Source organism: Duganella levis, from assembly GCF_009857605.1.
GTDB lineage: Bacteria > Pseudomonadota > Gammaproteobacteria > Burkholderiales > Burkholderiaceae_D > Rugamonas > Rugamonas levis.
In genome coordinates, this window is the sequence record NZ_WWCT01000011.1 from 12882 (window position 1) to 38610 (window position 25729).

The 25729-nt window shown below is 61.5% G+C and carries 28 protein-coding genes and 1 tRNA gene; 18 read left to right on the forward strand and 11 right to left on the reverse strand.

The genetic code is table 11. The features are described 5' to 3' along the window. Positions 1-6: 6 nt before the first annotated feature. Positions 7-258: a hypothetical protein gene (locus GTP69_RS14575; protein ID WP_110846104.1), complete on the reverse strand. Its 252-nt coding sequence runs from the start codon at positions 256-258 to the stop codon at positions 7-9. Beyond that, positions 255-2069, reverse strand: coding sequence for an aminopeptidase P family protein (locus GTP69_RS14580; protein ID WP_161055553.1), 1815 nt, complete (start codon positions 2067-2069; stop codon positions 255-257). Before GTP69_RS14580 ends, GTP69_RS14575 begins: the two co-directional genes overlap by 4 nt. Before the next feature lie 81 nt (positions 2070-2150). Here GTP69_RS14580 and GTP69_RS14585 point away from each other — a divergent pair, with 81 nt between their 5' ends. Together GTP69_RS14585 and GTP69_RS14590 are read left to right on the forward strand one after the other, a co-directional pair. Further along, positions 2151-2471: a type II toxin-antitoxin system RelE/ParE family toxin gene (locus GTP69_RS14585; protein ID WP_229260951.1), complete on the forward strand. Its 321-nt coding sequence runs from the start codon at positions 2151-2153 to the stop codon at positions 2469-2471. Next, on the forward strand, positions 2471-2731 hold the full coding sequence (locus GTP69_RS14590; RefSeq protein ID WP_161055554.1) for a HigA family addiction module antitoxin: 261 nt from the start codon (positions 2471-2473) through the stop codon (positions 2729-2731). Before GTP69_RS14585 ends, GTP69_RS14590 begins: the two co-directional genes overlap by 1 nt. A gap of 70 nt (positions 2732-2801) precedes the next feature. On the opposite strand, the gene GTP69_RS14595 is transcribed toward GTP69_RS14590, so the two are convergent. Continuing rightward, positions 2802-3473, reverse strand: coding sequence for a Crp/Fnr family transcriptional regulator (locus tag GTP69_RS14595; protein WP_371867938.1), 672 nt, complete (start codon positions 3471-3473; stop codon positions 2802-2804). Positions 3474-3601: 128 nt separating this feature from the next. On the opposite strand from GTP69_RS14595, the gene GTP69_RS14600 reads away from it, so the two are divergent. The 8 genes from GTP69_RS14600 to GTP69_RS14635 are packed head-to-tail and all read left to right on the forward strand — an operon-like array spanning position 3602 to position 12352. After that, positions 3602-5548 carry an AMP-binding protein gene (locus GTP69_RS14600; protein WP_202424433.1) on the forward strand — a complete coding sequence of 649 codons (1947 nt, stop codon included), beginning with the start codon at positions 3602-3604 and terminating at the stop codon, positions 5546-5548. An 11-nt stretch (positions 5549-5559) separates the two neighbouring features. Continuing rightward, a complete protein-coding gene (locus tag GTP69_RS14605) occupies positions 5560-6393 on the forward strand; it encodes an ABC transporter ATP-binding protein (protein ID WP_371867939.1) in 834 nt (277 codons plus the stop codon). Continuing rightward, positions 6390-7286, forward strand: a complete 897-nt coding sequence (locus tag GTP69_RS14610; RefSeq protein ID WP_202424425.1) for a branched-chain amino acid ABC transporter permease — start codon at positions 6390-6392, stop codon at positions 7284-7286. The genes GTP69_RS14605 and GTP69_RS14610 overlap by 4 nt, the downstream gene beginning before the upstream one ends. 3 nt (positions 7287-7289) lie before the next feature. Next, entirely contained in the window at positions 7290-8348 is a 1059-nt protein-coding gene (locus GTP69_RS14615; protein ID WP_161055558.1) for a branched-chain amino acid ABC transporter permease, read from the forward strand. 21 nt (positions 8349-8369) lie between these two features. Then, complete coding sequence (locus GTP69_RS14620; protein ID WP_161055559.1) at positions 8370-9674, forward strand: ABC transporter substrate-binding protein; 1305 nt, start codon at positions 8370-8372, stop codon at positions 9672-9674. Next, positions 9671-10483 (forward strand): ABC transporter ATP-binding protein, encoded by an 813-nt coding sequence (locus GTP69_RS14625; RefSeq protein ID WP_161055560.1) that lies wholly within the window; start codon positions 9671-9673, stop codon positions 10481-10483. Before GTP69_RS14620 ends, GTP69_RS14625 begins: the two co-directional genes overlap by 4 nt. Positions 10484-10491: 8 nt before the next feature. After that, positions 10492-11745, forward strand: coding sequence for a phenylacetate--CoA ligase family protein (locus tag GTP69_RS14630; RefSeq protein WP_161055561.1), 1254 nt, complete (start codon positions 10492-10494; stop codon positions 11743-11745). 37 nt (positions 11746-11782) lie between these two features. Then, positions 11783-12352, forward strand: a complete 570-nt coding sequence (locus tag GTP69_RS14635; protein ID WP_161055562.1) for a hypoxanthine-guanine phosphoribosyltransferase — start codon at positions 11783-11785, stop codon at positions 12350-12352. Here the strand turns inward: GTP69_RS14635 and GTP69_RS14640 are convergent. Further along, entirely contained in the window at positions 12336-13316 is a 981-nt protein-coding gene (locus GTP69_RS14640) for a zinc-dependent alcohol dehydrogenase family protein (RefSeq protein ID WP_161055563.1), read from the reverse strand. The genes GTP69_RS14635 and GTP69_RS14640 overlap by 17 nt on opposite strands. A 101-nt stretch (positions 13317-13417) precedes the next feature. On the opposite strand from GTP69_RS14640, the gene GTP69_RS14645 reads away from it, so the two are divergent. After that, the gene (locus GTP69_RS14645) at positions 13418-14305 is read left to right on the forward strand and encodes a LysR family transcriptional regulator (protein ID WP_229260952.1); all 888 of its coding nucleotides are present in this window, start codon (positions 13418-13420) and stop codon (positions 14303-14305) included. Here GTP69_RS14645 and GTP69_RS14650 read toward each other — a convergent pair. After that, entirely contained in the window at positions 14302-15489 is a 1188-nt protein-coding gene (locus tag GTP69_RS14650) for a tetratricopeptide repeat protein (protein WP_161055564.1), read from the reverse strand. The two genes, GTP69_RS14645 and GTP69_RS14650, sit on opposite strands and share 4 nt — an antisense overlap. A 68-nt stretch (positions 15490-15557) precedes the next feature. On the opposite strand from GTP69_RS14650, the gene GTP69_RS14655 reads away from it, so the two are divergent. After that, a complete protein-coding gene (locus GTP69_RS14655; RefSeq protein WP_161055565.1) occupies positions 15558-16673 on the forward strand; it encodes a helix-turn-helix domain-containing protein in 1116 nt (371 codons plus the stop codon). 77 nt (positions 16674-16750) lie between these two features. Continuing rightward, a complete protein-coding gene (locus GTP69_RS14660) occupies positions 16751-18214 on the forward strand; it encodes an amidohydrolase family protein (RefSeq protein WP_161055566.1) in 1464 nt (487 codons plus the stop codon). On the opposite strand, the gene GTP69_RS14665 is transcribed toward GTP69_RS14660, so the two are convergent. The 3 genes from GTP69_RS14665 to GTP69_RS14675 form a co-directional block, all read right to left on the reverse strand. After that, positions 18215-19168 (reverse strand): NAD(P)H-dependent flavin oxidoreductase, encoded by a 954-nt coding sequence (locus GTP69_RS14665; protein ID WP_161055567.1) that lies wholly within the window; start codon positions 19166-19168, stop codon positions 18215-18217. A 90-nt stretch (positions 19169-19258) separates the two neighbouring features. After that, complete coding sequence (locus GTP69_RS14670; protein ID WP_161055568.1) at positions 19259-20167, reverse strand: MBL fold metallo-hydrolase; 909 nt, start codon at positions 20165-20167, stop codon at positions 19259-19261. Beyond that, positions 20164-20310, reverse strand: a complete 147-nt coding sequence (locus GTP69_RS14675; protein ID WP_229260953.1) for a DUF1289 domain-containing protein — start codon at positions 20308-20310, stop codon at positions 20164-20166. The genes GTP69_RS14670 and GTP69_RS14675 overlap by 4 nt, the downstream gene beginning before the upstream one ends. A gap of 157 nt (positions 20311-20467) precedes the next feature. On the opposite strand from GTP69_RS14675, the gene GTP69_RS14680 reads away from it, so the two are divergent. Further along, complete coding sequence (locus GTP69_RS14680) at positions 20468-20881, forward strand: ribbon-helix-helix domain-containing protein (RefSeq protein WP_161055570.1); 414 nt, start codon at positions 20468-20470, stop codon at positions 20879-20881. An 8-nt stretch (positions 20882-20889) separates the two neighbouring features. Beyond that, positions 20890-22056 (forward strand): extracellular catalytic domain type 1 short-chain-length polyhydroxyalkanoate depolymerase, encoded by a 1167-nt coding sequence (locus tag GTP69_RS14685; RefSeq protein ID WP_229260954.1) that lies wholly within the window; start codon positions 20890-20892, stop codon positions 22054-22056. Here the strand turns inward: GTP69_RS14685 and GTP69_RS14690 are convergent, their stop codons facing one another. Then, on the reverse strand, positions 22057-22608 hold the full coding sequence (locus GTP69_RS14690; protein WP_161055571.1) for a hypothetical protein: 552 nt from the start codon (positions 22606-22608) through the stop codon (positions 22057-22059). It lies immediately after the preceding gene. A gap of 20 nt (positions 22609-22628) precedes the next feature. Further along, entirely contained in the window at positions 22629-22847 is a 219-nt protein-coding gene (locus tag GTP69_RS14695) for a cysteine-rich CWC family protein (protein ID WP_161055572.1), read from the reverse strand. Positions 22848-22961: 114 nt separating this feature from the next. Between GTP69_RS14695 and argB the strand changes: the two genes are divergently transcribed. Together argB and GTP69_RS14705 are read left to right on the forward strand one after the other, a co-directional pair. After that, entirely contained in the window at positions 22962-23888 is a 927-nt protein-coding gene (gene argB / locus GTP69_RS14700) for an acetylglutamate kinase (protein ID WP_110846081.1), read from the forward strand. A 47-nt stretch (positions 23889-23935) separates the two neighbouring features. Beyond that, positions 23936-24010, forward strand: a tRNA-Thr gene (locus tag GTP69_RS14705). A 38-nt stretch (positions 24011-24048) separates the two neighbouring features. Here GTP69_RS14705 and GTP69_RS14710 read toward each other — a convergent pair. After that, entirely contained in the window at positions 24049-24921 is an 873-nt protein-coding gene (locus GTP69_RS14710) for a TraB/GumN family protein (RefSeq protein WP_229260955.1), read from the reverse strand. Positions 24922-24986: 65 nt separating this feature from the next. Here GTP69_RS14710 and GTP69_RS14715 point away from each other — a divergent pair, with 65 nt between their 5' ends. Beyond that, positions 24987-25712, forward strand: coding sequence for an HAD-IA family hydrolase (locus GTP69_RS14715; protein WP_161055574.1), 726 nt, complete (start codon positions 24987-24989; stop codon positions 25710-25712). Positions 25713-25729: the final 17 nt, after the last annotated feature.

The following is a 25729-nucleotide window of genomic DNA, read 5'->3' on the forward strand; positions in this document are numbered from 1 at the left end:
GTTATTTTATTTTTTAACCAGCTGCTTTTCGAAGGCGATATCCAGTTTGCTCATGCGCTTGGGCGCTTCCGGGGAGATGGTCTTGACGAAGGCCACGAAGTCGTCCAGCTCCATCGGTGGGCACAGCGGCGGATTGCCGGCGCCGTCGGACAGGAAAAAGTGGCCGCTGCCGGTCACCGACATCGAATATTTTTCATTGCCGCTGCGGCGTTTCAGCCGATCGACTGCCGTGGTGGCGCGGGTAGCGCGTGCGCTCATAAAGTCTCCGTTCGTTGTTCAAGCCATGCCAGCGCGTCGCCGGACAGCAGTGGCGACAGGCGCTTGCGCACCGTCGCATGGTAATCGTTCAGCCAGCGCTTTTCGTCGTCGCGCAGCAGCGTAGGTTCGATGCAACGCGTATCGATCGGACACAGGGTCAGCGTCTCAAAATTGAGGAACTCGCCGAACTCGGTCTGGCCGGCGCTGCGGTTCAGCACCAGGTTCTCGATGCGGATGCCCCAGCGGCCCGGCCGGTACAAGCCCGGTTCAATGGACGTGATCATACCCGGCTCCATCGCTGTCTGTGGCTCCGGCATGGTCGATGGCGAAATCGATTGCGGCCCTTCGTGCACATTCAGGAAGTAGCCGACACCGTGACCGGTGCCATGACCGAAGTCCAGGCCTTCGGCCCACAGCGGCGCGCGGGCGATGGCGTCCAGCATCGGCGACCTGGTGCCGCGCGGGAAGCGGGCGGCCGACAAGGCGATCATCGCCTTCAACACCAGCGTGAAATCGCGGCGATGCTCATCGCCGATGCGGCCGACCGCCACCACGCGGGTGATGTCGGTGGTGCCGCCCAAATACTGGCCGCCGGAGTCGATCAGCAGCAGGCCGTTGCCTTCGATGGTGGCGTGGCGGGCGGCGGTGGCGCGGTAATGCATGATCGCGCCGTTGGCGCCGAAACCGGCGATGGTGGCAAAACTGGGGCTGACGAAGCCGGGACGGCGCGCGCGGGCGGCGGTGATCTGCTGGTCGATAGCGACTTCGGTCAGCGGCGCGCGGTCCGGATTGGCCAGCGTCTGATCCAGCCAGGTGAAGAATTCGCACAGCGCGGCGCCGTCCTGCTCCATGGTGGCGCGCACGTGGATGGCGTCCTGTTCGCTCTTGCGCGACTTGGCCAGCGTGGTCGGGTTGATCGCCTCGATCACTTTGACCTTGGCCGGAATCCACTGGCGGGTGCCGTGGGTGACGCGGCGCGGATCGAGCAGCAGCGTGCTGTCGGCCGGCAGCGCGGCCAGGGCCGTGGCGGCCGATTCGTACGGTGCGACGTCGATGCCTTCATCGGCCAGCGCGGTGCGCAGCTCGGGCGAGACTTTGCCGTCGGCGATGTACAGCGTGGCGCGGGTGGGTGTCACCAGGGCGTGCGACAGGAAAATCGGGTTGAAGTTGACGTCGGCGCCGCGCAAGTTGAACAAATAGGCAATATCGTCCAGCGTCGAAATCAGGTGGCGGTTGGCGCCGGCCTGCTGCATGGCGCCGCGCAAATCGGCCAATTTGCCGCTACGGCTTTTCGATGCGTACGGCGGCAGGTGCTCGAAAACCGGCGCCGCCGGCAGCGCCGGGCGGTCCTGCCACACTTGTTGCAGCAGATCGAGGTCGGTGCGCAGGGTGACGTCTTTGGCGTCCAGCGCGGTTTGCAGCAGGCGGGCGATGGCCAGGCCGAGCACGGCGCCGTCGACCGCGAGGGTCTGCCCGGACTTCAGATGACTTGCCAGCCAGTCAACATATTGCACGCTGGCGCCGGAGGTCAGCTTCATCAACTGGATGCCGGTTTCGGCCAGTTGCTGTTCGGCCTGGGTCCAGTAGCGGGCGTCGGTCCACAGGCCGGCGAATTCCGGCGTGATAATCAAGGTGCCGACCGAGCCGGTAAATCCGGAGGCCCATTCACGGCCCTGCCAGCGCTCGGGCAGATATTCGGACAGATGCGGATCGGCAGACGGGATCATCAACGCATCGATCTGCGCCTGACGCATCGCCGCCCGCAACAGCGCCAGGCGCTCGGCGACTTGGGAGGGGTCTGGAGTATTCATGGGAAAGGCCTAAATAGTTGGTCCCATGATACCGCGATTACATGATCTGTCGCTAAACGACTGTGGTAGCGGAATGTTCAAATGGCTCAGCTTGTTGTGTTAACAACGCGGGTCTATATTGATCATGATCGCCTCATTCCGTCACAAGGGATTACGCAGTTTTACGAGACCGGTTCGCTCGCGGGAATACAGCCGCATCACGCAGCACGGCTGCAATATTTACTAACAGCACTGGATTCTGCCAATCAAGGCGAAGAGATGAATGAATCTGGTTTCCACTTGCATCTTTTATCAAGCACTAAAATTCCACGCTGGTCTGTTAAAGTTAATGCAAACTGGCGGCTGACATTTAAATTCGACCAAGGAAATGCTGTTGTTATCGACCACGAGGATTATCACTAATGGAAATGTACAACCCCATGCCGCCTGGAGAATTTATTAAATTATGGTATTTGGAACCTAATAAAGTAAGTGGGCGACAGTTTGCAGAAAAATTAGGCGTATCTGCCTCCACGGTTAATCGGCTTTTAAATGGCCAGACCCGCATCACGCCCGCAATGGCTGAGCGTCTTTCTAAAGTTGTCGGCAGATCGATGGGCAGTTGGATTCGGCTTCAGGAGATGCAAGATCGCTGGCAGGAGCGGCTGCGCAATGCGGCTTGAGGGAGCCGTCGTGCCGGGATTTGGCAAGTACGCGCTAATAATTGGCATAAGCTGGGCGAAAAAAAAGCCGCTAAGCCTCATAACGCCGTAATCCCTCCAAATCCAGAATGCGGATACCGCCATAATCCAGGCTAAGCAATCCCTGCTTCTCCAACAGCTGCAAAGCCTGATTCGCACGCTGCCGCGAGGCGCCGGATAATAATCCCAACTCCTCCTGCGATATATGTACGATCTTTTCCAGGCTCGGATATAAATGCGCATGGTATAAAGATGCCAGACACCGCGCCACCCGCGTATCCGGATCTAATAACCGGTCATTTTCCACCGTGCCGATAAACTGGCCGAGCCGTTCATTTAACTGCATCAGCAAGAACCGGCTAAACGGCAAGCTATTATCCAGCAACCACATAAACGTCGCCGCCGGCATGCGCGCGATGCGGCTATCGCGCAACGCCATCGCATCATATTTAAGCATCTCGTTTTTTAAAACCGTACCCTCGCCAAACCAGCCACCCGGCGGCACACCGGTAAACGTCACGCTTTTACCAGTAGAAGAGAAATTATTCATCTTGACCAGACCGTCGATAATACCCAGCCAATTCTCGACCATTTCCCCTTTACGACACACATAACCACCTTTCGGCACAAACGTTTCAAACGTATCGGCCTCAACGCGCGCCATTTGTTCCGGCGTCAGTCCTTTAGCCCAGATCGCCGAACGCAACGCCGCTTGCAAACTCATTTGATCTCGATCAGACATTTTTGCGATGCACCATAGAAAAGTCTGTGAATTGTCGTCGAAAAGACAACTTGCCTACCCGTGGCAAGTTAATATCATCACACAAAAAAACAAAACAGCAACAGGAGACACTGGTGCAAAAAGAACACGAGACCTTCCCTCGGCGCCTGCTCGCGCACGGCCAGGAGCGGCCGGGGAAACCCGCGTTTCGCGAAAAGCATCTGGGCATCTGGCAGAGCTGGAACTGGTCCCAGGTCAACGACGAAGTGCGCGCCCTCGCCTGCGGTCTGGCCGCACTCGGCTTCCAGCGCGGCATGAACCTGGCCATCGTCGGCGACAACCGCCCACGTTTATATTGGGCGATGCTGGCCGCCCAATGCCTGGGCGGCGTGCCGGTGCCGCTGTACCAGGATGCCCCCGCCGCCGACATGGCCTATGTGCTGGACAACGCCGACATCCACTACGCCATCGTCGAAGACCAGGAACAGGTCGATAAATTACTGGAATTACAATCCCTGTACCCGCACATCCGCCACATCGCCTACGACGACGAACGCGGCATGCGCCACTATCGCCAAGCCGGCCTGCTGTCCTTCGCCCGCCTGCAAGAGATGGGACGTGCCTGGGATCTGGCCCATCCCGGCTTTTTTGACGCCCAGGTGGCCGAGGGCCGCGGCAGCGACAACGCCATCATCCTCTACACCTCCGGCACCACCGGCAAGCCGAAAGGCGTGTGCCAGACCCACGCCGCGCTGACGGCGGCCGGCACCGGCGGCGTCGGTTTCGAAAAACTGTCCGACGCCGAAGATATCCTTTCCTACCTGCCGATGGCGTGGGTGGGCGACTGCCTGTTCTCCTTCGCGCAGGCGATGAGCGCCGGCTTCACCGTCAACTGCCCGGAATCCGGCGAGACCGTGATGACCGACATGCGCGAAATCGGCCCGACCTATTACTTCGCCCCGCCGCGCGTGTTCGAGAACATGCTGACCACCGTGATGATACGAATGGAGGACGCCGGCGCCATCAAACGCCGCATGTTCCACTACTTTATGAGTGTGGCACGGCGCTGCGGTGCTCAAATATTAGACAACAAGCCGGTGCCGCTGGCCGACCGCCTGCGCTACGCCGCCGGCAAGCTGCTGGTCTACGGCCCACTGAAAAATGTGCTCGGCATGTCGCGCATCCGCGTCGCCTACACCGCCGGTGCGGCGATCGGGCCGGATTTGTTCCGCTTCTACCGCTCCATCGGCGTCAATCTGAAACAGTTCTACGGCTCCACCGAAACCTGCGCCTACATTTGTTTGCAGCCGGACGGTCAGATTAAATTCGACAGCGTCGGCCTGCCGGCGCCAGGGGTCGAGGTCAAACTGGCTGACAACGGCGAAGTGCTGGTCAAGTCGCCAACCTTGATGGACTGCTACTACAAGCGTCCCGACGCCACCAGCGAAGCGATCGACGCCCAGGGCTACTTCCACACCGGCGACGCCGGCCTGTTCGACGCCGACGGCCACCTGAAAATCATCGACCGTGCCGCCGACGTGGGTCGCATGAACAGCGGCGCCATCTTCGCCCCCAACTACGTCGAGAACAAACTCAAGTTCTTCCCGTTTATCAAAGAGGCGGTGGTGTTCGGCCACCAGCGCGACGAGGTCTGCGCCTTCATCAACATCGACATCGAGGCTGTGGGTAACTGGGCGGAACGCCGCAGCATCGCCTATTCCGGCTACACCGACCTGGCTGCGCACCCCGCCGTGTATGGGCTGGTGCGCGACTGCATCGAACAGGTCAATGCCGACCTGGCCGCCGAGCCGGCGATGGGCGACACGCAGATCCACCGCTACCTTGTGCTGCACAAGGAACTCGATCCCGACGACGATGAGCTGACGCGCACGCGCAAGGTACGCCGCAAGTTCATCGCCGAGAAGTACGCGGTGCTGATCGAGGCGCTCTACAGCGAACAGACCTCGCAGTACATCGAGACGCAAGTTAAGTTTGAAGATGGCCGCACCGGCGTGGTGGCGGCGGACCTGAAGATCGAAGCGTGCAAGACCTACCCTGCCGTACAGGCAGCGGCATGACGGAGGCCCAGATGCAAATGAACGAGCCAGAGGCACACTTCGGCGCAGACGCAAGCGCAGCACGGCGGGAAACCGGGCCGGTGATCCTCGACCTGAAAAACATCTCGCTGTCCTTCGGCGGCGTGCGTGCGCTGACCGACATTTCCTTCGACGTGCGCCAGCACGAAATCCGCGCCATCATCGGCCCGAACGGCGCCGGCAAAAGCTCGATGCTCAACGTGATCAACGGCGTGTATCGCCCGCAGCAAGGACAGATCACCTATCGCGGCGAGGTGCGCAAGAATATGGACTGCCACGCCGCCGCCAAATCCGGCATCGCCCGCACCTTCCAGAATATCGCGCTGTTCAAGGGCATGACAGTGTTGGATAACATCATGACCGGCCGTAACCTCAAGATGAAATCCAACTTCCTGATGCAGGCGCTGTACTGGGGACCGGCGCGGCGCGAGGAAATCGCCCACCGTATCAAGGCCGAAGAGATCATCGATTTTCTGGAGATTCAAGCCATCCGCAAGACGCCGGTCGGCCGCCTGCCCTACGGCCTGCAAAAGCGAGTGGAACTGGGCCGCGCGCTGGCCGCCGAGCCGGAAATCCTGCTGCTGGACGAACCAATGGCCGGCATGAATGTCGAAGAAAAACAGGATATGTGCCGCTTCATCCTCGACGTCAACGACCAATTCGGCACCACCATCGTATTGATCGAGCATGACATGGGCGTAGTGATGGATATCTCCGACCGCGTAGTGGTGCTCGACTACGGAAAGAAAATCGGCGACGGCACGCCGGACGAAGTGCGCTGCAATCAGGACGTGATCAACGCTTACCTCGGAGTGGCCTGTTCATGAACTTCTTCTTCGAGGTGCTGATTGGTGGCCTGCTCTCCGGCGTGATGTACGCGCTGGTGGCGATAGGCTTTGTGCTGATCTACAAAGCCTCCGGCGTGTTCAATTTTGCGCAGGGTGCGATGGTATATTTCGCCGCGCTGACCTGCGTCGGCGTGATGGACAAGCTGGGTGTATCGCTGTGGATCGCATTGCCGATCACCGTGGCGGTGATGATCGTGCTTGGGCTGGCGATAGAACGCGTGGTGCTGCGGCCGCTGGTCAACCAGCCGGAAATCACGCTGTTCATGGCGACCATCGGCCTGGCCTTCTTTATCGAAGGGCTGGCGCAGCTGATGTTCGGCGCGCAGGTGCGCAAGCTGGAGCTGCCGATAGAAGACGTGCCGTGGCAGTATCTGATGGACCATTACAACATCCTCGTTTCGCAATTCGACATCATGGCCGCTGCCGTATGCGGCCTGCTGGTGACGTCGCTGGCCTTGCTGTTCTCGAAAACCAAAATAGGCCGCGCACTGCGCGCGGTGGCGGACGATCACCAGGCCGCGCTGGCGGTCGGCATTCCGCTGCAGCGCATCTGGGCCGTGCTGTGGGCGGTGGCCGGCATCGTGGCGCTGGTGGCGGGCCTGCTGTGGGGCGCGCGCAATGGCGTGCAGTTCGCATTGACGTTTGTGGCGCTAAAGGCGCTGCCCGTGCTGATCCTGGGCGGATTTACCTCCATGCCCGGCGCGATCGTCGGTGGCCTGATTATCGGCGCTTCCGAAAAACTGGCCGAGGTGTACATCGGCCCGATGGTCGGCGGCGGCATCGAGGGCTGGTTCCCTTACGTGCTGGCCCTGTTGTTCCTGCTGGTGCGGCCGGAAGGGCTGTTCGGCGAAAAAATCATCCGGAGGATCTGAGCGATGCTTTACCGCGAAGCAGGACAGTTCAAGACCAGCTATCAGGCCGACGGCCAGATCTTCCCCATCATGCAGGACCGCATTGCGCTGCTGGCATTGCTGGCTGTCGCCATCGTGTTTGTGCCGCTACTGGCGTCACCGTATGTGCTGTCGGCGATATTGATCCCGTTTTTGATTTTCTCGCTGGCCGCGATTGGCCTCAATATTCTGACCGGCTATGCAGGCCAGCTATCGCTTGGCACGGCGGCCTTCATGGCGGTCGGCGCGTTCGCGTCATATAACTTCATTCTGCGCATTCCCGGCTTGCCGGTGCTGGTGGCGTTTGTGCTGGGCGGCTTGAGCGCAGCGCTGGTGGGCATTGCCTTCGGCTTGCCGTCGCTGCGCATACGCGGTTTTTATCTGGCCGCCGCCACGCTGGCCACGCAGTTCTTCGTAGTCTGGTGCCTGACCAAGATTCCCTACCTGACCAACTACAGCACCTCCGGCGTCATCACCGCGCAGCCCATCGTCATATTCGGCTACAACTTCGACACGCCGGACCGCAAATACCTGCTGGTGCTGGCCGTGGTGGCGGTGATGGCGCTGCTGGCCAAGAATATGATCCGCTCCAACGTCGGCCGCTCATGGATGGCGGTGCGCGACATGGACGTAGCGGCCGAGGTGATCGGCTTCCGCCTGATGCGCACCAAGCTGCTGGCGTTCGCCGTCAGCTCCTTCTACTGCGGCGTGGCCGGCGCGCTGTATGCGTACGCCTATCTCGGCACGGTGGAGCCGGAAGCCTACAACCTCGATCTGTCGTTCCGCATCCTGTTCATGATCATCATCGGCGGCGTCGGATCGGTGCTCGGTTCCTTCCTCGGCGCAGCGTTTATCGTGCTGCTGCCGGTGCTGCTGAACGTGGTCGCGCACAGTCTTACTCTGCCGACCAGCGTGGCCTCCAACCTGGAGCTGATGGTGTTTGGTGCGCTGATTATTTTCTTCTTGATCGTCGAGCCGCATGGCTTGGCGCGTTTGTGGCAGATAGGTAAAGAGAAATTGCGTCTGTGGCCGTTCCCTCACTAAAAAAATACAGGAGACAAGTCTATGAAACGCTTTGCATCCATCATCGCCGTGGTTCTACTGGCCGCCAGCGGCGCGGCCATCGCGCAGCCTGCGGAACAGTACATCGCCCTGCCCTCCTACCGCGTAGGCCCTTATGCGGCGGGCGGTTCGGGCTTTTATGGCGGTATTATCGACTACTTTAATCTGGTCAATCTGTCCGGCGGCGTCAATGGCGTGAAGATCTCATGGGAAGAGTGCGAGACTGAATACAACCCGTCGCGCGGCGTGGAATGCTACGAACGTTTAAAGACCAAGAACGGTGGCGCAACGCTGGTCGAGCCGTTGTCCACCGGCGTCGCTTACGGCATTCTTGACCGCCTCGCCGTCGATAAAATCCCGATGACGATGATCGGCTACGGCCGTTCGGATGCCGCCAACGGCAAAGTCTTCCCCTACGTCTTCCCGCTGATTACCAGCTACTGGAACCAGGCCGCCGCCATGATCAAGTACCTCGGCGACAAGGAAGGCGGCATGGCCAAGCTGAAAGGCAAAAAGATAGTTCACCTGTACCACGATTCGGCATTCGGCAAGGAACCCTTGCCGGTGCTGGAGGCCTTGTCCAAGCAGTACGGCTTTGAACTGATCAAGATTCCCGTCACGCCGCCCGGCAGCGAGCAGCAATCGCAATGGCTGCAAATCCGCCAGGCGAAGCCGGACCATGTGATCCTGTGGGGCTGGGGCTCGATGAATGCGGTGGCCATCAAGACCGCGCAACGCAATGGCTTCCCGCGCGAGAAAATTCTCGGCGTGTGGTGGGCTGGCTCGGAAGAAGATACGGTACCGACAGGCGATGCGGCCAAAGGCTACAGCGCGATGACCTTCAACACGCCGGGCAACTATCCTGTGATGGACGAGATCCGCAAAAAGCTCTACGACGCCGGTAAGGGCAATATGGCCGATCCCGCACGCATCGGCAGCGTGTACCACATGCGCGGCGTCAGCGCGGCGATCCTGTGGGTGGAGGCGATGCGCACCGCGCAGGAAAAATTCGGCAAGGGTAAACGCATCACCGGCGAGCAAATGCGCTGGGGCCTGGAGAACCTGAATGTGGACGAGTCGCGTCAAAAAGCCATCGGCGTCTTCGGCATGCTGCCGGTAGTGAAGACCAGCTGCGACGATCATGAAGGCTCCGGCGCGGTGAAAGTGCAGCAATGGGACGGCAAGAAGTGGAACGCCATCACGCCGAACTGGATCGTCGGCGACAAGGCGCTGACCCGCAAGCTGCTGGAAGAAAGCTCCGCAGCCTACGCGGCCGAGAAGAAAATCACACCGGCGTGCGCGAAATGACGACCGCTGCACCTTATCTGTCTGTGAATAACGTCGAAGTTATCTACGACCACGTCATCCTGGTGCTGAAAGGCGTGTCGCTGCAAGTCCCGCAGGGGAAGATCGTCGCCCTGCTGGGTGCCAACGGCGCCGGCAAGTCCACCACGCTGAAAACCATCTCCACCCTGCTGCGCGGCGAACGCGGTGACGTCACCAAAGGCGAAGTCCAGTTCAAGGGCGAACGCATCGACCAGCTGACGCCCAATGAACTGGTCCGGCGCGGCCTGTCGCAAGTGATGGAAGGCCGCCACTGCTTCGGTCACTTGACCATCGAAGAAAACCTGCTGACCGGCGCCTACACGCGCAGCACGTCCCGTTCAGAACTGAAGGCATCGCTGGAAAAGGTTTATCACTACTTCCCGCGCTTGCGCGAGCGCCGCAGCAGCCAGGCCGGCTACACCTCCGGCGGCGAACAGCAGATGTGCGCCATCGGCCGCGCGCTGATGGCCAAGCCTTCCATGATTTTGCTGGACGAGCCATCGATGGGCATCGCACCGCAAATCGTCGAAGAGATCTTCGGCATCGTCAAGGATTTGAACAGCAAGGAAAACGTCTCCTTCCTGCTGGCCGAACAGAACACCAGCATCGCCTTGCGCTACGCCGACTTTGGCTACATCCTGGAAAACGGCCGCGTGGTGATGGAAGGCGCGGCCGCCGACCTGTCCTGCAACGAAGACGTGAAAGAGTTCTACCTCGGCGTCTCCGGCGCCGGTCGCAAGAGCTTCCGCGACATGAAATTTTACCGGCGCCGCAAGCGCTGGTTGGCATAAGGATGGTTATGACCGATACGCTCGACAGCCTGGAAGCCCGCCCGCCCGAACAGCGCGAACGCGATCTGATGGCACGCCTGCCGCAACTGGTGGCGCGCGCCAAAGCGGCGGCGGGATGGTCGCGCATCCTGAAGGACGTCAACGCCGTGGACATCAACAGCCGCGCGGCGCTGGCCACGCTGCCGGTCACGCGCAAGTCCGAGCTGCACGACCTGCAAACGCAGCATGCGCCGTTCGGCGGCTTGAATACCACGCCGGTGGGCCAGCTGGCTCGCGTGTACATCTCGCCCGGTCCCATCTTCGATCCGGAAGGACGCGGCCAGGACTGGTGGCGTTTCGCGCGGCCGATGTACGCGGCGGGTGTGCGCGCCGGCGGCCTGCTGCAGAACTGCTTTGCCTATCACTTCACGCCTGCGGCCTTCATGGTCGAAGGCGGCGCCGCGCGGCTTGGCTGCGCGGTGATCCCGGCCGGCAGCGGCCAGACCGAGATGCAGGTGCAAGCCATCCACGCGCTGCGGCCGGGCACCTACGTCGGCACGCCGTCCTTCCTGAAAATCATCATCGAGAAAGCGCACGAGATGGGCGTGGACATCAGCAGCATCAAGCAGGCCATGGTCGGCGCGGAGGCGCTGCCCGAATCGCTGCGCACCTGGTTCGGCGAACATGGCGTGCCGCGCGTGCTGCAGATGTACGCCTCCGCCGACATCGGCAGCATCGCCTACGAAACGCACAGCGGCGCCACGCGCGATCCCGGCATGGTGCTGGATGAAGACGTGATCCTGGAAATCGTTCGCCCCGGCAGCGGCGAGCCTGTACCTGCGGGCGAAGTGGGCGAGGTGGTGGTCACCGTATTCAACCCGGACTACCCGCTGATCCGCTTCGCCACCGGCGACCTGTCGGCCATCCTGACCGATGCGCCGCCGTCGCCTTGCGGCCGCACCAACACCCGCATCAAGGGCTGGCTGGGACGCGCCGACCAGACCACCAAGATCCGCGGCATGTTCGTGCATCCGTCGCAGGTGCATGACATCGCGCGCCATCATCCGGAGATTGTGAAGGCGCGGCTGGTGGTCTCCGGCCACATTGCGCAGGAGGCGATGACGCTGCACTGCGAGGTGGCCGATCCCGCCAGCGCCAGCAGCAGCGCCATCATCGAATCGATCCGCAAGCTGACCAAACTGCGTGGCGAGGTGCGGTTTGTCGCCGTCGGCAGCCTGCCCAATGACGGCAAGGTAATCGCAGACGTCCGCGATTACCAGTAAAATATCGTCCTTCACACGTTTGTTTAATAAAAAGACCATGCAAGACTTCCACCACAACCGCGCCCGTGCCCTGATGGAGAGCGCCGAAGAACTGTACTCCAAGCACGACGTCGACACCGCCGTCACCGCGATGGCCGATACGCTTAACGCCCGCTACGACCGTCCCGACAGCGAAGAATTCCCGCTGGTGCTGGGCGTGATGGGCGGCGCCGTGGTCTTCACCGGCAACCTGCTGCCGCAGCTGACCTTCCCGCTCGAATTCGACTACATCCACGTCAGCCGCTACGGCGACGAAGACAAGGGCGGCGAAGTAGTCTGGAAAGTGGTGCCGCGCTCGAACGTCAGCGGCCGCACCGTGATCGTGCTGGACGATATTCTGGACGAAGGCGAAACGCTGGCCCACGTCAAACAGCGCCTGCTGGACATGGGCGCCAAGGAAGTGATCCTGGCGGTGTTTGCCGACAAAGCCATCGGCAAGACCAAGCCGGTGCAGGCCGACATCGTCGGCATCACCATTCCTAACCGCTTCGTGGTCGGCTTCGGGATGGACGCTTACGGCTACTGGCGCAACCTGCCCGGCCTGTGGGCGATCAATAACGAAGGCTGAGCACCACTTTGCCGTAAGGGCTGGACGCGATCCGGTCCAGCGCCGCATCCACGTCATCGTGCACGCTGTCGATGTGCGGCCGCAGTCCATGTTCCGTCATAAAGCGGTTCATGCGCCCGAACATGGCGCGTGAACCGGTTTCCACACCGCGCACGTTCAGGTTCTTGTTCATCACCGTATAGATATCGAGCGGATTGGTCTGCTGCTGCACCACGCCGATGATGGCGACCGTGCCTTCGTATGCGGCGGCGCGCGCGGAACGGCGCAGCGAATCGTCCAGGCCCATGTCGAGCACCAGGCGTGCGCCTATTCCGCCGGTCAGCGCCAGCACTTGCTGGTCCCACTCCGGCGTGATTTCGGTATTGATGGTGGCCCAGGCGCCGGTGCGTTGCAGCTTTTCCGGTGAACGCGAGACGACTATCACGCGCGCGCCCAGCGCTTGCGCGAACTGCATCGCAAACACCGCCACGCCACCGGTAGTTTGCACCACCACTGTGTCACCCGCGCCGACCACGCCCAGTTCCGTTACCGCGTGCCACGCAGTCAGCGCTGCGACCGGCAAGGTGGCGGCTTCGATATCGCTCAGATGCGGCGGCGCGGCCACCAGATCGTTTTCACCCGCATCGAAGTATTCGGCCAATACCTCAGTGGAGCGCGCCATGCCGTGGGCGGTCAGCGGCCCGTCGATCCAGTTCGGCAGCACGGTCGAGCACACACGGTCGCCGACCTTGAAGCGCGTGACGCCGCTGCCCACTTCCGCCACCACGCCGGCGGCGTCGGTCATCGGCACCTGGTCCACGGCCGGCGCGCGGTAGCGGTTGCCCCGGACGACGTAGACATCGCGAAAATTCACGCCGACAGCGCGCACGGCTACGCGTACGCCAGCCGCTGGCAGCGGTGCTGCCGCAGTCTGTTCCCGGCGCAGGCCGCCCTGTCCGTCGGTACGGTAAGTGGTGTAGTCCATCACGTCTCCTAAAAATCCCAGTATCGGTCTGCGCTAAAAAATCCACAATCCGCTTAAAATGCAAAGGCTTGTTGATGCAGGCGCAACGAACGGGATACGCAATGGACATGCTGAAAGAAATGGCGATCTTCGCCCAGGTGGTGGACTCAGGCGGCTTTTCGGCGGCGGCGCGGCACCTGGGCGTGACCACATCGGCCGTGAGCCGCCATGTGGCGCGGCTGGAAGCCCATCTCGGCGGCCGGCTGCTGTTACGCACTACGCGTGCCTTGTCGCTGACGGAACTGGGGGAGCAGGTGCACGTCGCCTGCGCGCGCATGCTGAGCACGGCGCGCGAGGTGCACGCCATGGCCGGCAGCTACAGTGCGCGGCCGAATGGCGTAATCCGCGTCAGCGCACCGGTGGTCTTCGGCCAGACCTGGCTGGCGCCACGCCTGCCGGATTTTCTGGCCAAATATCCTGAAGTGGATGTGCGCCTGACGCTGATCGATCGGACGGTGGATCTGGCCGAAGACGGCGTCGATCTCGCCATCCGCATCGCCCGCGACTTGTCGCCGGGGCTGGCCGCGCGGCCGCTGTGTGCGATGCGCTATGTGCTGGTGGCGTCGCCGGCGTATCTCGCCAGGCATGGAACTCCTGCGGCGCCGGATGATTTGCCGTCGCACGCCTGCTGTTATCTGGGTTACGGCAGCTTCGGCCCCGACTGGCGCTTGGAACGCGGCGCTGACTGCGTCGACATCCGCGTCGCCTCACGCCTGACCATCAACAACAGCGCCGCCATCGTCACGCTGGCCGAAGCTGGCGGCGCGATCGGCCTGGTGCCGGATTTTGCCGCGCGCGCGGCGCTGGATGCCGGACGCCTGCAACAACTGCTGCCGGATTGGGAATTCGACGCTCCCTACACCGGCAGCATTCACGCCGTCTACACACCCGGCCGCCACCTTGCGCTCAAAGTGCGCGCGCTGATCGACTACCTGGTGCAGTCGGTTTAAGGACGCAAGGCGTAGGTGTTAACGAATTTGCGGATGCCGTTCGGGTTGGCTTTTTTCCACGCTTCGAATTCAGCGCGCCAGGACTCCCGGTATTGCAACAGCATCAGTCCTGTTTCCAGCTGGTTGGCCTTGGCCAGCATGCGGATGTTCAGCAGCGCGGGATCCTGGATATCCGCGCCGCCGTTGGCCACCACTTCGTCAATCACCTGCAACGCCGAACGCCACGACGCCACTTCAATCGCAAACGGCTGGTCGGCGACTTTGTCCTGCAGGTTCTTCTGGCGCGCGTTCACTTCAAACGTGGCGTACGCAAGCCACATCGCGCCATCGGCAACCATTTTGCCGTTGTTGCCACTGAATTCGGAATCCAGGTTGATGACGAACTTGCCGTTGGCATCCAGCTTCACGCTGGCCTTGCGCTGGAGGTGCAGCGCGGTCATCGGGTAGCCCACCTTGTTGCGCAACGCTGCCAGCTTGTCCCAGGTCGGCAACTGGCTCGGCTGAGCCGCGATGCCGCCGAACAGCGCCGCCTCCGCTGCGTTCAACTTTTGCTGCCACTGCAACGCATCCGACAGGAAGCGCCAGGCCTGCCCGTTCAGCGGCTCGATCTCGGTCGCCTTGCGGAAGCGCTCCTCGGCCTCCGGCCATTTTTTCTGCGCAAAGTAGCAATCGCCGGCGTACACCTCGGCGCTGGAATACAACGGGTCCAGCCGCGCCGCCTCGTCGTACTTGACCAGCGCTTCAGCCGGCTTGCCGGACTGGAACAGCACCTCCCCTTCCTGCATGGCCTTCCATGCGGCCGGCGTCGCAAGATGCAGCGGCGGCGGCGTCTCGTCCAACAGGTTGCGCAGCACTTCCTGCGCCAGCGGATCATCCGGGCCCAGCGTCAGCGCCTGGCGCGCCACCGACTCGGACTGCTGGCGTAGCCGGACCTTGGCATCACCCTGTGCCTGCGACGCCGCCGCCATCAGCACGTTGGCAATCGCCGACAATGGTTCCGATGCGGCAGGGTCAGCCTTGGCCGCCTCCTGGAACTTGGCGATGGCGTCCTTGTATTTGCCCTGCGCGAACAACGACTTTCCTTCCTGCTGCAACGGCGCCGCAGCCGCGTTCGGCTTCACGGATGCGTGGCCGGTGGCGCACACCAGCGCCAACAACAGAGATGCTGCACGTACAGTTTTCATCGTTATCCTCCACAATATTGAGTGAATTGTAATTGCTTTGGATTGTTAAAAATGTCAGGATTTGTATCATGGTGAATACAATTGCTTCCTGGCTGTTCCTAGCCGCCATTGCCCAGGCGGTTTTTCTCAGCATCGCGCTGCTCAACCCGCGCCAACCCGAAATGCGCACGGCGAACCGGCTGCTGTCGGCGCTGCTGCTGATTTTTTCAGCAATCATCGGCCATGCGTGGCTGGGGCTGAATCAGCTGTACCGCGTCTACCCGCACAGCGCGCTGGCCATCGTCACACTGGGGTTAGCGGTGGGGCCGCTGCTGTATCTTTACCTGCACGCCATGCTGTCCGACCAGCCGCTGGGCCGCCGCGCCTGGCTGCATTTCGTCCCGTTTGCGGTCGCCACGCTCGCCATGCTGCCCTTCTACTTGCGGTCGGCTGACGAAAAACTGGCCTGGATGCGCCAATGGCACGGCTGGCCCTGGTATCTGGGACTGGCGGCGGTGGCCAAGCTGGTCATCCTGCTCGCCTACCTGCGCGCCAGTGTCCGCCTGGTGCGGCGGGTGCCGGCCGATTCGGATCTTGTAGGCGACTTGCGCCGGCTCATGCGCTTGTGGCTGGCGAGTGGAGCGCTGAGCGTGATCGCGGTGGCAATGGCCGCGCTCGATATCGACTTGCCGTTGTCGGTGGAAATGGTGGACGGCGGCGCCCTGATTGTGTTCGTCTTCGCCACCGCCTACACGGCGATGCGCTTGCCGCTCGGCTACCGTCCACGCACGCTGCCGCCCGCACCGGTTCCTGCGCCTAAACCGCGCTACGCCGACAAACAGTTATCCACAGCCGATCGCGACGCCTTTCTGGCCCGCCTGCAAACCTGCATGGAACAGGATCAGCCCTACCGCAACGGCGAACTGAAGCTGGAAGACCTGGCCGCGCAGGTAGCGATGACGCCGCACGAACTTTCCCAGCTGATTAATGAACATTGCGGCGCCAATTTCGCCGATTACCTCAACCGCTACCGCGTTGAGGCTCTCAAAACCGCGCTGCACGACCCGCAACTGGCCGGCACCAGCATCCTCGACTTGTCGATAATTGCCGGATTTAACAGTAAAAGCGCGATGAACCGGACATTTAAAAAATTCACCGGCGTCACGCCCGGCGAATTCCGCGACCAGGCCAAAACCGCCGCCTAGCGCGTGCCAAATCATCATTTGCGACGAAAACTGCGGCGTGGCACGGCAGACTGGGGCATCACAACAAGGAGCCCAGCATGAAATTGCCTCACCTGATCGCCAGCCTGATGATTTGCGCACCGGCCATGGCCGGTCAAACCTGGATCACCAACGTAAAACTGATCTCGCCGGAAAAACTGGATCGCATTGAAAGCGGCAGCGTGCTGATCGATAACGATCGCATCGTCCGCGTCGAGCGCGGTTCTGGCGGCAATACACCAGCCCGCGCCACCCGCGTCGACGGCAAAGGCTACTATTTGATGCCCGGCCTGATCGACTCCCACGTCCACCTGTTTGCCGTGCCCGGCATGAGCTTCGAGCAGGCCGACCACATGCAAACCATGGCCAAGGAGTATTTCGCGCAAATGCCGCGCTCCTACCTCTACTACGGCTATACCACCGTGATCGACCTCGCCGCCGGCAGCCGCGAATTCATCGACCGCGTCAAAGCCATGCCGCGTCATCCGGACATTTACGACTGCGGCCCGCCGCTGGTGTTCGCCAACGGTTATCCATCGTCGTACACGCCGCCGGCCTACCGCTTTGAAGTGTTTTCCAATTTCATTTACGACCCCGCCCAGGCCGACAAGATTCCCGCCCGCTACAAACCGGAGGACTACACCCCGGCCAAAGGCGTGGCACGCGCCAAAAAGGACGGCGCCATCTGCGTCAAGACCCACTACGAACACGGCTTCGGCGCCCAGCGCAACCTGCCGGTGATGAGTCCGGCCGTGTACGGCGAAGTCCGCGCGGCGGCGACCAAGGATAGCCTGACGCTGGTGACGCACGGGAATTCCTTCGAGGCGCAGACCTTCGCCGTCAACGGCGGCGTCGACGTGCTGGCCCATGGCATGTGGCACTGGGGTGCGCTGAACAATTCGCCGGAGTTACCAGACGAAATCAAACAATTGCTGGATAAAGTCGTCGAACGCAACATCGGCTACCAGCCGACCATGCAAGTGCTGTACGGCCTGCGTGCCTATGTCGATCCGGAATATCTGAACACGCCGGTGCTGTCCAAGCTGCTGCCACCCGCCATGCTGGCGTGGCTGAAAACGCCCGAAGGCAGCTGGTTCAAGGAAGAAGTAGCGGAAGAAGGCGAAACCGACGAGACCGTCCGCAAGAATATGGAAGCGCCGCTGCGCCGCCAACGCCAGGTGGTTGCCTATTTAGCGAGCAAGAATGCGAATTTCCTGTTTGCCACCGACACACCCTCTTCGCCCACTTACGGCAATATTCCGGGCCTGAACGGCTATCTGGAGATGCAGGATTTGCGCAATGCCGGCCTGTCGCTGGCGCAGCTTTTCAAGGCGGCCACGATCAACAATGCCCGCGCCTTCCATCTTGAAAAAGACCTGGGCAGCATCGAGCCGGGCAAGGTGGCCAATCTGGTGCTAATGAAGGAATCGCCGCTGCAAGACGTCCGTGCCTACGATACGGTAGACACGGTCTGGGTGCGCGGCAAGCCGATGGCGCGCGAAAGTCTCGCCGTCGGCCAGTAATTACAGCGCCAGGCGAGCTCGCGCGGCGTCGTACTCGCGCTTCAGGCGTTCGACCATTTCGCCGGCCGATGGGATGTCGTCCATCAGGCCCACGCCCTGGCCGGCGCCCCAGATGTCGCGCCAGGCTTTGGCACTGCTGGAACCGAAGTTCATGGCGGTCTTGTCGGCCGTTGGCAGCGCGTCCGGATCGAGGCCGGCGGCGACGATGGATTTTTTCAGATAATTACCGTGAACGCCGGTGAACAGGTTCGAATAGATGATATCTGCCGCCGTCGATTCAACAATCGCCTCGCGGTAGCCGTCGCTGACGTTGGATTCCTTGGTCGCCAGCCAGCGCGAACCGATATAGGCGAAGTCAGCGCCCATGGCCTGGGCCGCCAGGATGGCGTCGCCGGTGGCGATCGAGCCGGACAGCGCAATCGGACCTTTGAAGAACTTGCGCACTTCACCCACCAGCGCAAACGGCGACAGCGTGCCGGCATGGCCGCCGGCGCCGCTGGCCACCAGGATCAGGCCATCGACGCCCGCTTCCAGCGCTTTTTCAGCATGGCGGATCGAGACGATGTCGTGCAGCACGATGCCACCGTAGCTATGGATCGCATCCAGCATCTCTTTCGGCGGCGCGCGCAGCGACGAGATGATGATAGGAATCTGGTGCTTCACACACACTTCGACGTCATGCGCCAGACGGTCGTTGGACTGGTGGACGATCTGGTTGACGGCGATCGGGCCGACGCGCTTGTCCGGGTTGGCGGCCTGGAACTCAGCCAGTTCTTTTTGCAGATCGGTCAGCCACACATCCAGCATCTCGGCCGGACGCGCGTTGAGCGCCGGGAACGAGCCGACGATGCCGGCCTTGCACTGGGCCGCCACCAGCGCCGGTCCACTGGCGATGAACATCGGGGATGCGATGACGGGAAGGGTGAGGTTTTGCAGGACTGCAGGCAAGGTCATGGCGTACTCGCTGACGTGAGTTAATCGGTGCCGACGATTATAGATCGGAAATAGTACGACCGTGCCGAAACTAGATCCACCCCTCTACATTTATTCATTAAGTAAGTACTCACCCTCAACACGTGCCGCAGCACTGCGTACAAGTTGACTGACAGCCCAGCGGCCGAGTTCTTCCGGCGTCTGCTTGAGGAAGTTGTTATTGGCGGCCGCAAACACCGGCATCGAGGTCAGCAGCACCGGCACATCGGCCAGCGCAATCCGCTGGCGCTCCAGCAGCAGGAACTTGAGCAGCACCTTCAGCGCGTTCTGCGCGTTGCGTAGCGGATCGGCGGCCAGGTATTCCAGCCGCGACCGCGCGCGCGCCAGTGCGCCGGCCACATCGGTGAACGGCGCGCCGTGACCAGGAATCGCCACCCGCACGTCCAGCCCGGCGATCAGGTCCAGCGTGGCGCGTTCTTCGGCAAAGCCCGATTCGCCTTCCAGCTCGGGAAAGATGACGCCGAAGCCGTTTTCCCACAGCGCATCGGCGGATACCAGCACCTTTTCTTGCGGACAGTAAAAAATCAGTGAATGCGGATCGTGGCCGGGGGCGCCCAGCGCCTGCCATTCCATGTCGGCCAGGGTCAGCACGTCGCCGGGGGCGATGGTGGCGTCGAAGGTGAAGCGGTCGCAGCGCTGGCCGGTGGCCTTGAAACTCAGCGCCTCCACGTCCCAGTGCCGCACCTTGTCGGCCTCCGCCACCGGAATCGAGGTCTTGCAGCCGAAGTGAGCTTGCAGGATGGCGTTGCCGCCACAGTGGTCGGAATGCAGGTGGGTGTTGAGAATCTGGTCCAGATGGCGTCCGCGCAGCACGTGGCGCACCAGTTCCAGCGTCTGCGGCGCGTGGCTGACGTAGCCCGTATCGATAATCGCCGTATCGTGGCGGCCCAACAACATGATGTTGTTAGACGACAGCCAGCCCCGTTCCAGTACCTGTATCGAATCCGGCAGCACGCTCATAGCTCCTCGTCGTCGAAACGGAGGGTTTGGCGCCGCAGCGGCAGTTCTGCCCACACGGCGCGTTTGTAGTCGTCGTCGGCCTTGCCCCAGGCGATGATTTCCTCGATGGTCCGCAGGCAGCCCATGCAATATTGCCGTTCCATGTCCATCTTGCACAGGCTGACACACGGGGACGGCACCGGCGCGGGGATTAAGTTAGTTGCATCACTCATGGCCCCATTATGCCGCGAAGCCGCTTGACTTGGGCGCGCATCGGCGTAGACTTACCATCCATATAGATGGTAATCAGATGGAGACACTGTGGCCAAGCAAGAAATCAAGCTGAAGACTGCCGAATCAGAAAAAATCACCATCAATCTGGGCCCGATCGACTTAGGACAGATTGACCTGCTGGTACAAGAAGGGTTTTACTCGAACCGTACCGATCTGATACGCACGGCAATCCGCAATCAGCTGAACCAGCACGCCGAGGTGGTCAAGCAGACCGTGGCGCGCAAGAGCCTGGTACTGGGCATGCAGCATTACTCACGCGCCGACCTGGAAGCAATCCAGGCGGCCGGGCAACGGCTGCAAATCCAGGTACTGGGCCTGGCCAGCATCGCCAGCGACGTTTCGGTCGAACTGGCGCTGGCGACTATCGAATCCATTTTTGTACTCGGCTCGCTGCACGCCAGCGCGGTCCTCAAAGCTGCACTGGCCCCGCGCATCCATTAAGGAGTGCCATGAAACTCAATTTTCTAACGCAAATGCGCGAAGCTGCGCAGCAGATGCTCAATAAGAGCGTGCATCTGCACCGCCCGGCCGCCCAACCGGCCATGCGTGATATTAATCCGCCGCCGGCCAACGCGGCGCCGTCCACACCCCATGTGGCGCCGGATTTGCTGCCGGACCCACCGTCTGCGCAGCCGAATCCGGCCACGCATCCGGCCGAGTACGCGCAGGACATGCTGAACCGCATGGGCATCAAGATCGATCTGCAAGCCAATCTGGACCGGGCCATCGATGTCGGTTCGCTGCTGCATCCGGCGCCGGCGCAACCGCTGCCGGAAGGTGCGCAATTTATCCGCAGCAGTTACAGCAACCACGCCGGCATGCGCAACTATAAGCTGTACGTGCCGTCGAGCTATCACGGCCAGGCCATGCCGCTGCTGGTGATGCTGCACGGCTGCACGCAGAATCCGGACGACTTCGCGGCCGGCACGCAGATGAATCAGGTGGCGGAGGAAATGGGCTTTTTCGTGGCTTATCCCGAACAGCCGGCCAATGCTAACCACTCCAAGTGCTGGAACTGGTTCAACGCCATCGACCAGCAGCGCGGACAGGGCGAGCCGTCCATCATCGCCGGCATTGCGCGACAGGTCATCGAAGAGTACCCGGTCAACGAGCGCCAGGTGTATGTGGCGGGCCTGTCGGCCGGCGGCGCTATGGCGGTAATCGTCGGCACGCTGTATCCGGAATTGTTTGCGGCGGTGGGTGTGCATTCGGGTTTGCCGTTTGCATCGGCGCAGGATTTGCCGTCGGCGCTGTCGGCCATGAAGCGCGGCGCCAAGAGCGCGGGCAAGGCTGGCAATGGGTCGCAGCCGATTATCGTGTTTCATGGCGATAGCGACACCACCGTCAATCCGCGCAATGGCGAGCAGGTGATTGAACAGCGGCTGCATCACCATCGCGGCGCGCGGCCGTCGGTGCAATCGGGCGCGGTGCCGAATGGCTACCGCTACACGCAAACCACGCACACCAAGCCGGACGGCACGCCGTTGGGCGAACATTGGGTAGTCCACGGCGCCGGCCACGCCTGGTCGGGCGGCAGCGCCTCGGGCAGCTACACCGACGCCAAAGGCCCCGACGCCAGCCGCGAAATGCTGCGCTTTTTCAGCACAGTGGCCTGATCAGATCGTGCCGGTGGCTCGCAGGAGCAAGCCGACCACCGTCACTACATTGGTAATCATCAGCCCGGCCATCCAATACACCAGTCTGTCGATGCGATGACTCAGATAATCGATGCGACTCTCCAGATGGTCGATTCGATTGCCAAGATAGTCGATTCGCTTATCCTGGCGGTCTATCGAGCGCTCAAAGCGTTCGACGGCTGCAGCCTGCGAGCGCTCAAAGCGCGCTGCTGCCTCTGCCTGTGAGCGGTCAAACCGTTCCGCTGTTTCGGCTAGCGAACGATCGAATCGCTCAGTTGTCTCGGTCAGCGAACGATTGAATCTTTGCGTTGTGGCGTCGAAACGGACATTTGTGTCTTCTCGTAGCTCATCAAGCTTATCACGCAAGGACTCAAATCCGGCCAGCATGGCCTGATGATGGGCTTCCTGCGCGCGCTGCAACGACACCAGCGCGCTGGTGACGTTGTCCATTTGGGTCTCCAGCCGCACGATGCGGGCGATGTGGCCATCGTCTGCCGCGCCACCTGGGTTGTCAAGCGAGGTCTGGTTCATGTCAGCGCTCCCGGTGAGGGTTATGCGCTATTGTCTGGTGCTGCTGCCGGGGGCGTTTGAGGGTGATCAATGATGTGCTGGCGCAGGCAGTCCGGGCACCAGCAACTGGCGCCGGCGACCGACGGCACCGGCAGCGCGGCCGGCAGATAAGTGCACCAGCACGGTGGCGCGGGCACGGCGGGATCGGCGTCCTGCATGGCGCAGGAGAACTGCGCGCCGCAGCGGGAACAGGTACTCATGGCTTCAGCGTATCGGAGCTTCCGGGAAATTACAACCGGATGGCCCTATAATGCGTGCTTGAGTGCAGCCAGAGGCTGTAAAATTGCGCCCAAATTCTTCTTACCGGAATCGCCATGACCCAACTGACCAATCTGAACCTAGGCAATGACGCCGACGACCTGACCGCTGTTGAACCACGGATCAAGGCGCAAATTCTGGCTGAGGCTCTCCCTTACATCCGTAATTACCACGGTAAAACCATCGTCATCAAATACGGCGGCAACGCCATGACCGACGAACGCCTGAAACACGGCTTCGCCCGCGATGTCATTTTGCTCAAACTGGTCGGCATGAATCCGGTCGTGGTGCACGGCGGCGGTCCGCAAATCGACAACGCGCTGAAAAAAATCGGCAAGCAAGGCACCTTCGTGCAAGGCATGCGCATCACCGACGAAGAAACCATGGAAGTGGTGGAGTGGGTGCTGGGCGGCGAAGTCCAGCAGGATATCGTGATGTTGATTAATCACTACGGTGGCCAGGCAGTCGGCCTGACCGGCAAGGATGGCGGTCTGATCCGCGCTCGCAAGATGGCCATGCCGGACAAGGAAAATCCAGGCCAGACGCTGGACATCGGCTTCGTCGGCGAAATCGAAGCGATCAACCCGGCTGTCGTGAAAGCGCTGCAGGACGACGCCTTCATCCCGATCATCTCGCCGATCGGTTTCGGCCAGGACGGCCAGGCCTACAACATCAACGCCGACGTGGTCGCCGGCAAGATCGCGGAAATCCTGAAAGCTGAAAAGCTGATCATGATGACCAACATCGCCGGCGTGCAGGACAAGCAGGGCAACCTGGTGACCGACCTGTCGGCGCGCGAAATCGACGAGATGTTCGCCGATGGCACGATTTCCGGCGGCATGCTGCCTAAAATTTCATCAGCCCTGGATGCGGCCAAGTCCGGCGTCAATACCGTGCACATCATTGATGGACGAATTGAGCACTCTTTGTTGCTCGAAGTCTTGACCGAACAAGCATTTGGCACTATGATCCGGTCTCACTGAAAAAAAGGCGGTCTCGCCGGCAGTCGGTGAAACCGCCACATTTGTATGCCCTTTTAGCTCAGTGGTAGAGCACTCCCTTGGTAAGGGAGAGGCCACGTGTTCAATCCACGTAAAGGGCACCACTTCTCGCAGCACCCTCCCCCCTGCAGTTAGCTCCCTCCTAGTACATTCGTTCCACGCTCAATCCGCGTTTGCGCAGCAATTCCGGCACGCTTCCTTTGCCGACCAGGTGCAACACGCCAATCGCCACCACACTGTTGTTTTCACGCGCCATCAATTTGACCATGCCGTCGGCCAGCGTTGGATTGCGACCGTCCAGCAACTCCTTCTGCACAAAGCGGCCCGAGAAGGTATCGTCCTGCTCCGCCTTCAGCGCCAGCGCATCGAGCGCCTTCACATCGGCATGACGCCACGCCTCGGCGATCTCGCGCGCCTGGTCGGCCTGCTCCTTGTCCTCGATGCCGGCGATGGCCTCCTGCAGGAACACCAGCTGCTCAGCCGCCGTCATCTTGTCGAATAGCGACATCTGGCTGTCCGCCGATTCCAGCTCGACCACTTTCTGGCCCGCCTCGTGCGCCTGCTGCGACAGATGCGCATCCACCGCCAGCGCCGCGTCATAACCCTGCGCGGCAAACTCGCTGACCGTCAGCACGCTGGCCAGCAGCCACGGCTTCATCGACGCCACCGCTTCCGGCGCGATGTTGTACTGCTTGAGCAGCTTGGCCAGACGCGAGCGCCATTCCGGCGTCAGGCCCGAGCTGCCTTTGACGCTCATGCCGTATTGCTGCACCGCGCGCGCGAGTTTTTGCTGATCGGCCAGCGGATCGATTTCCAGCGCCAGCACCGGCGCTTTTTTCAAAAAGCCGGCCAGGCGCGGCTCCAGCGGATAAAAATCCCTGGCGCCGACATGGATGGTGCCGAACAAATACAGCGTGTGGCCGTTCTGCTGTACCTTGAACAGCGCGCCGCGGTTGGGCGTGACGTTCGGCGTGGCGCCCTGCTCTGCCGCCACCGCCGGACCGAGGGCAAACAAGAACAAACTACAGAACAACACTATAATCTGGCGGCGCATTCGTGACCTTTACTGATAGAGATGACGTGAATATTACTCGCTCCACACCCGTCTGGCTGTTTGATCTTGATAACACCCTGCACAACGCTTCGCACGCCATCTTCCCGGCGATTATGGCGGGCATGAACGCGTATCTGGCGCGGCTGCTGGGCGACGGCGTCACGCCCGCCAGCGACGAGCTGGTGAACGCCACCCGCACCCGCTACTGGCAGCGCTACGGCGCCACCACGCTGGGCGTGGTCAAGCACCATGGCGTCAAGGCCGCGCACTTTCTGGAAGAAACCCACCGCTTCGATGATCTCAACGCGATGATCCGTGCCGAGCGCGGACTGCGCCAGCTGCTGCGCCGCCTGCCCGGCCGCAAAATCTTGCTGACCAATGCGCCGCACCGCTACTCGTCGCAAGTGCTGCGCCATCTGGGCTTGCAGCGCCACTTCCAGCACCACATCGCAGTGGAAGCGATGACGGTGCATCGCCACATGCGGCCCAAGCCGTCGAAGCTGATGCTGCAACGGCTGATGCGCCGCCATCAGCTCACGCCGGGCCGCTGCATTCTGGTGGAAGACACGCTGGCCAACCTGCGCAGCGCGCGCCAGTTGGGCATGCGCACCGCGTGGATCACGCAATACCTGACCATCGGCGACACCGCAGGCCTGGCCCATCCACAAAAACGACTGATTCGCCCCGCTTATGTCGATGTCAAAGTAAAATCTGTCAGGAACCTGCCGTCACGCCTGCACCAGTTGCGCTGACCCTCCCTTTTATTTAA

Bases quoted from the DNA above. Each gene is read 5' to 3' on its own strand.
- GTP69_RS14575 (WP_110846104.1), bottom strand. From the start codon at position 258: ATGAGCGCACGCGCTACCCGCGCCACCACGGCAGTCGATCGGCTGAAA.
- GTP69_RS14580 (WP_161055553.1), bottom strand. From the start codon at position 2,069: ATGAATACTCCAGACCCCTCCCAAGTCGCCGAGCGCCTGGCGCTGTTG.
- GTP69_RS14585 (WP_229260951.1), top strand. From the start codon at position 2,151: ATGGCTCAGCTTGTTGTGTTAACAACGCGGGTCTATATTGATCATGAT.
- GTP69_RS14590 (WP_161055554.1), top strand. From the start codon at position 2,471: ATGGAAATGTACAACCCCATGCCGCCTGGAGAATTTATTAAATTATGG.
- GTP69_RS14595 (WP_371867938.1), bottom strand. From the start codon at position 3,473: ATGAGTTTGCAAGCGGCGTTGCGTTCGGCGATCTGGGCTAAAGGACTG.
- GTP69_RS14605 (WP_371867939.1), top strand. From the start codon at position 5,560: ATGCAAATGAACGAGCCAGAGGCACACTTCGGCGCAGACGCAAGCGCA.
- GTP69_RS14610 (WP_202424425.1), top strand. From the start codon at position 6,390: ATGAACTTCTTCTTCGAGGTGCTGATTGGTGGCCTGCTCTCCGGCGTG.
- GTP69_RS14615 (WP_161055558.1), top strand. From the start codon at position 7,290: ATGCTTTACCGCGAAGCAGGACAGTTCAAGACCAGCTATCAGGCCGAC.
- GTP69_RS14620 (WP_161055559.1), top strand. From the start codon at position 8,370: ATGAAACGCTTTGCATCCATCATCGCCGTGGTTCTACTGGCCGCCAGC.
- GTP69_RS14625 (WP_161055560.1), top strand. From the start codon at position 9,671: ATGACGACCGCTGCACCTTATCTGTCTGTGAATAACGTCGAAGTTATC.
- GTP69_RS14630 (WP_161055561.1), top strand. From the start codon at position 10,492: ATGACCGATACGCTCGACAGCCTGGAAGCCCGCCCGCCCGAACAGCGC.
- GTP69_RS14635 (WP_161055562.1), top strand. From the start codon at position 11,783: ATGCAAGACTTCCACCACAACCGCGCCCGTGCCCTGATGGAGAGCGCC.
- GTP69_RS14640 (WP_161055563.1), bottom strand. From the start codon at position 13,316: ATGGACTACACCACTTACCGTACCGACGGACAGGGCGGCCTGCGCCGG.
- GTP69_RS14645 (WP_229260952.1), top strand. From the start codon at position 13,418: ATGGACATGCTGAAAGAAATGGCGATCTTCGCCCAGGTGGTGGACTCA.
- GTP69_RS14650 (WP_161055564.1), bottom strand. From the start codon at position 15,489: ATGAAAACTGTACGTGCAGCATCTCTGTTGTTGGCGCTGGTGTGCGCC.
- GTP69_RS14655 (WP_161055565.1), top strand. From the start codon at position 15,558: ATGGTGAATACAATTGCTTCCTGGCTGTTCCTAGCCGCCATTGCCCAG.
- GTP69_RS14660 (WP_161055566.1), top strand. From the start codon at position 16,751: ATGAAATTGCCTCACCTGATCGCCAGCCTGATGATTTGCGCACCGGCC.
- GTP69_RS14665 (WP_161055567.1), bottom strand. From the start codon at position 19,168: ATGACCTTGCCTGCAGTCCTGCAAAACCTCACCCTTCCCGTCATCGCA.
- GTP69_RS14670 (WP_161055568.1), bottom strand. From the start codon at position 20,167: ATGAGCGTGCTGCCGGATTCGATACAGGTACTGGAACGGGGCTGGCTG.
- GTP69_RS14675 (WP_229260953.1), bottom strand. From the start codon at position 20,310: ATGGAACGGCAATATTGCATGGGCTGCCTGCGGACCATCGAGGAAATC.
- GTP69_RS14685 (WP_229260954.1), top strand. From the start codon at position 20,890: ATGAAACTCAATTTTCTAACGCAAATGCGCGAAGCTGCGCAGCAGATG.
- GTP69_RS14690 (WP_161055571.1), bottom strand. From the start codon at position 22,608: ATGAACCAGACCTCGCTTGACAACCCAGGTGGCGCGGCAGACGATGGC.
- GTP69_RS14695 (WP_161055572.1), bottom strand. From the start codon at position 22,847: ATGAGTACCTGTTCCCGCTGCGGCGCGCAGTTCTCCTGCGCCATGCAG.
- argB (WP_110846081.1), top strand. From the start codon at position 22,962: ATGACCCAACTGACCAATCTGAACCTAGGCAATGACGCCGACGACCTG.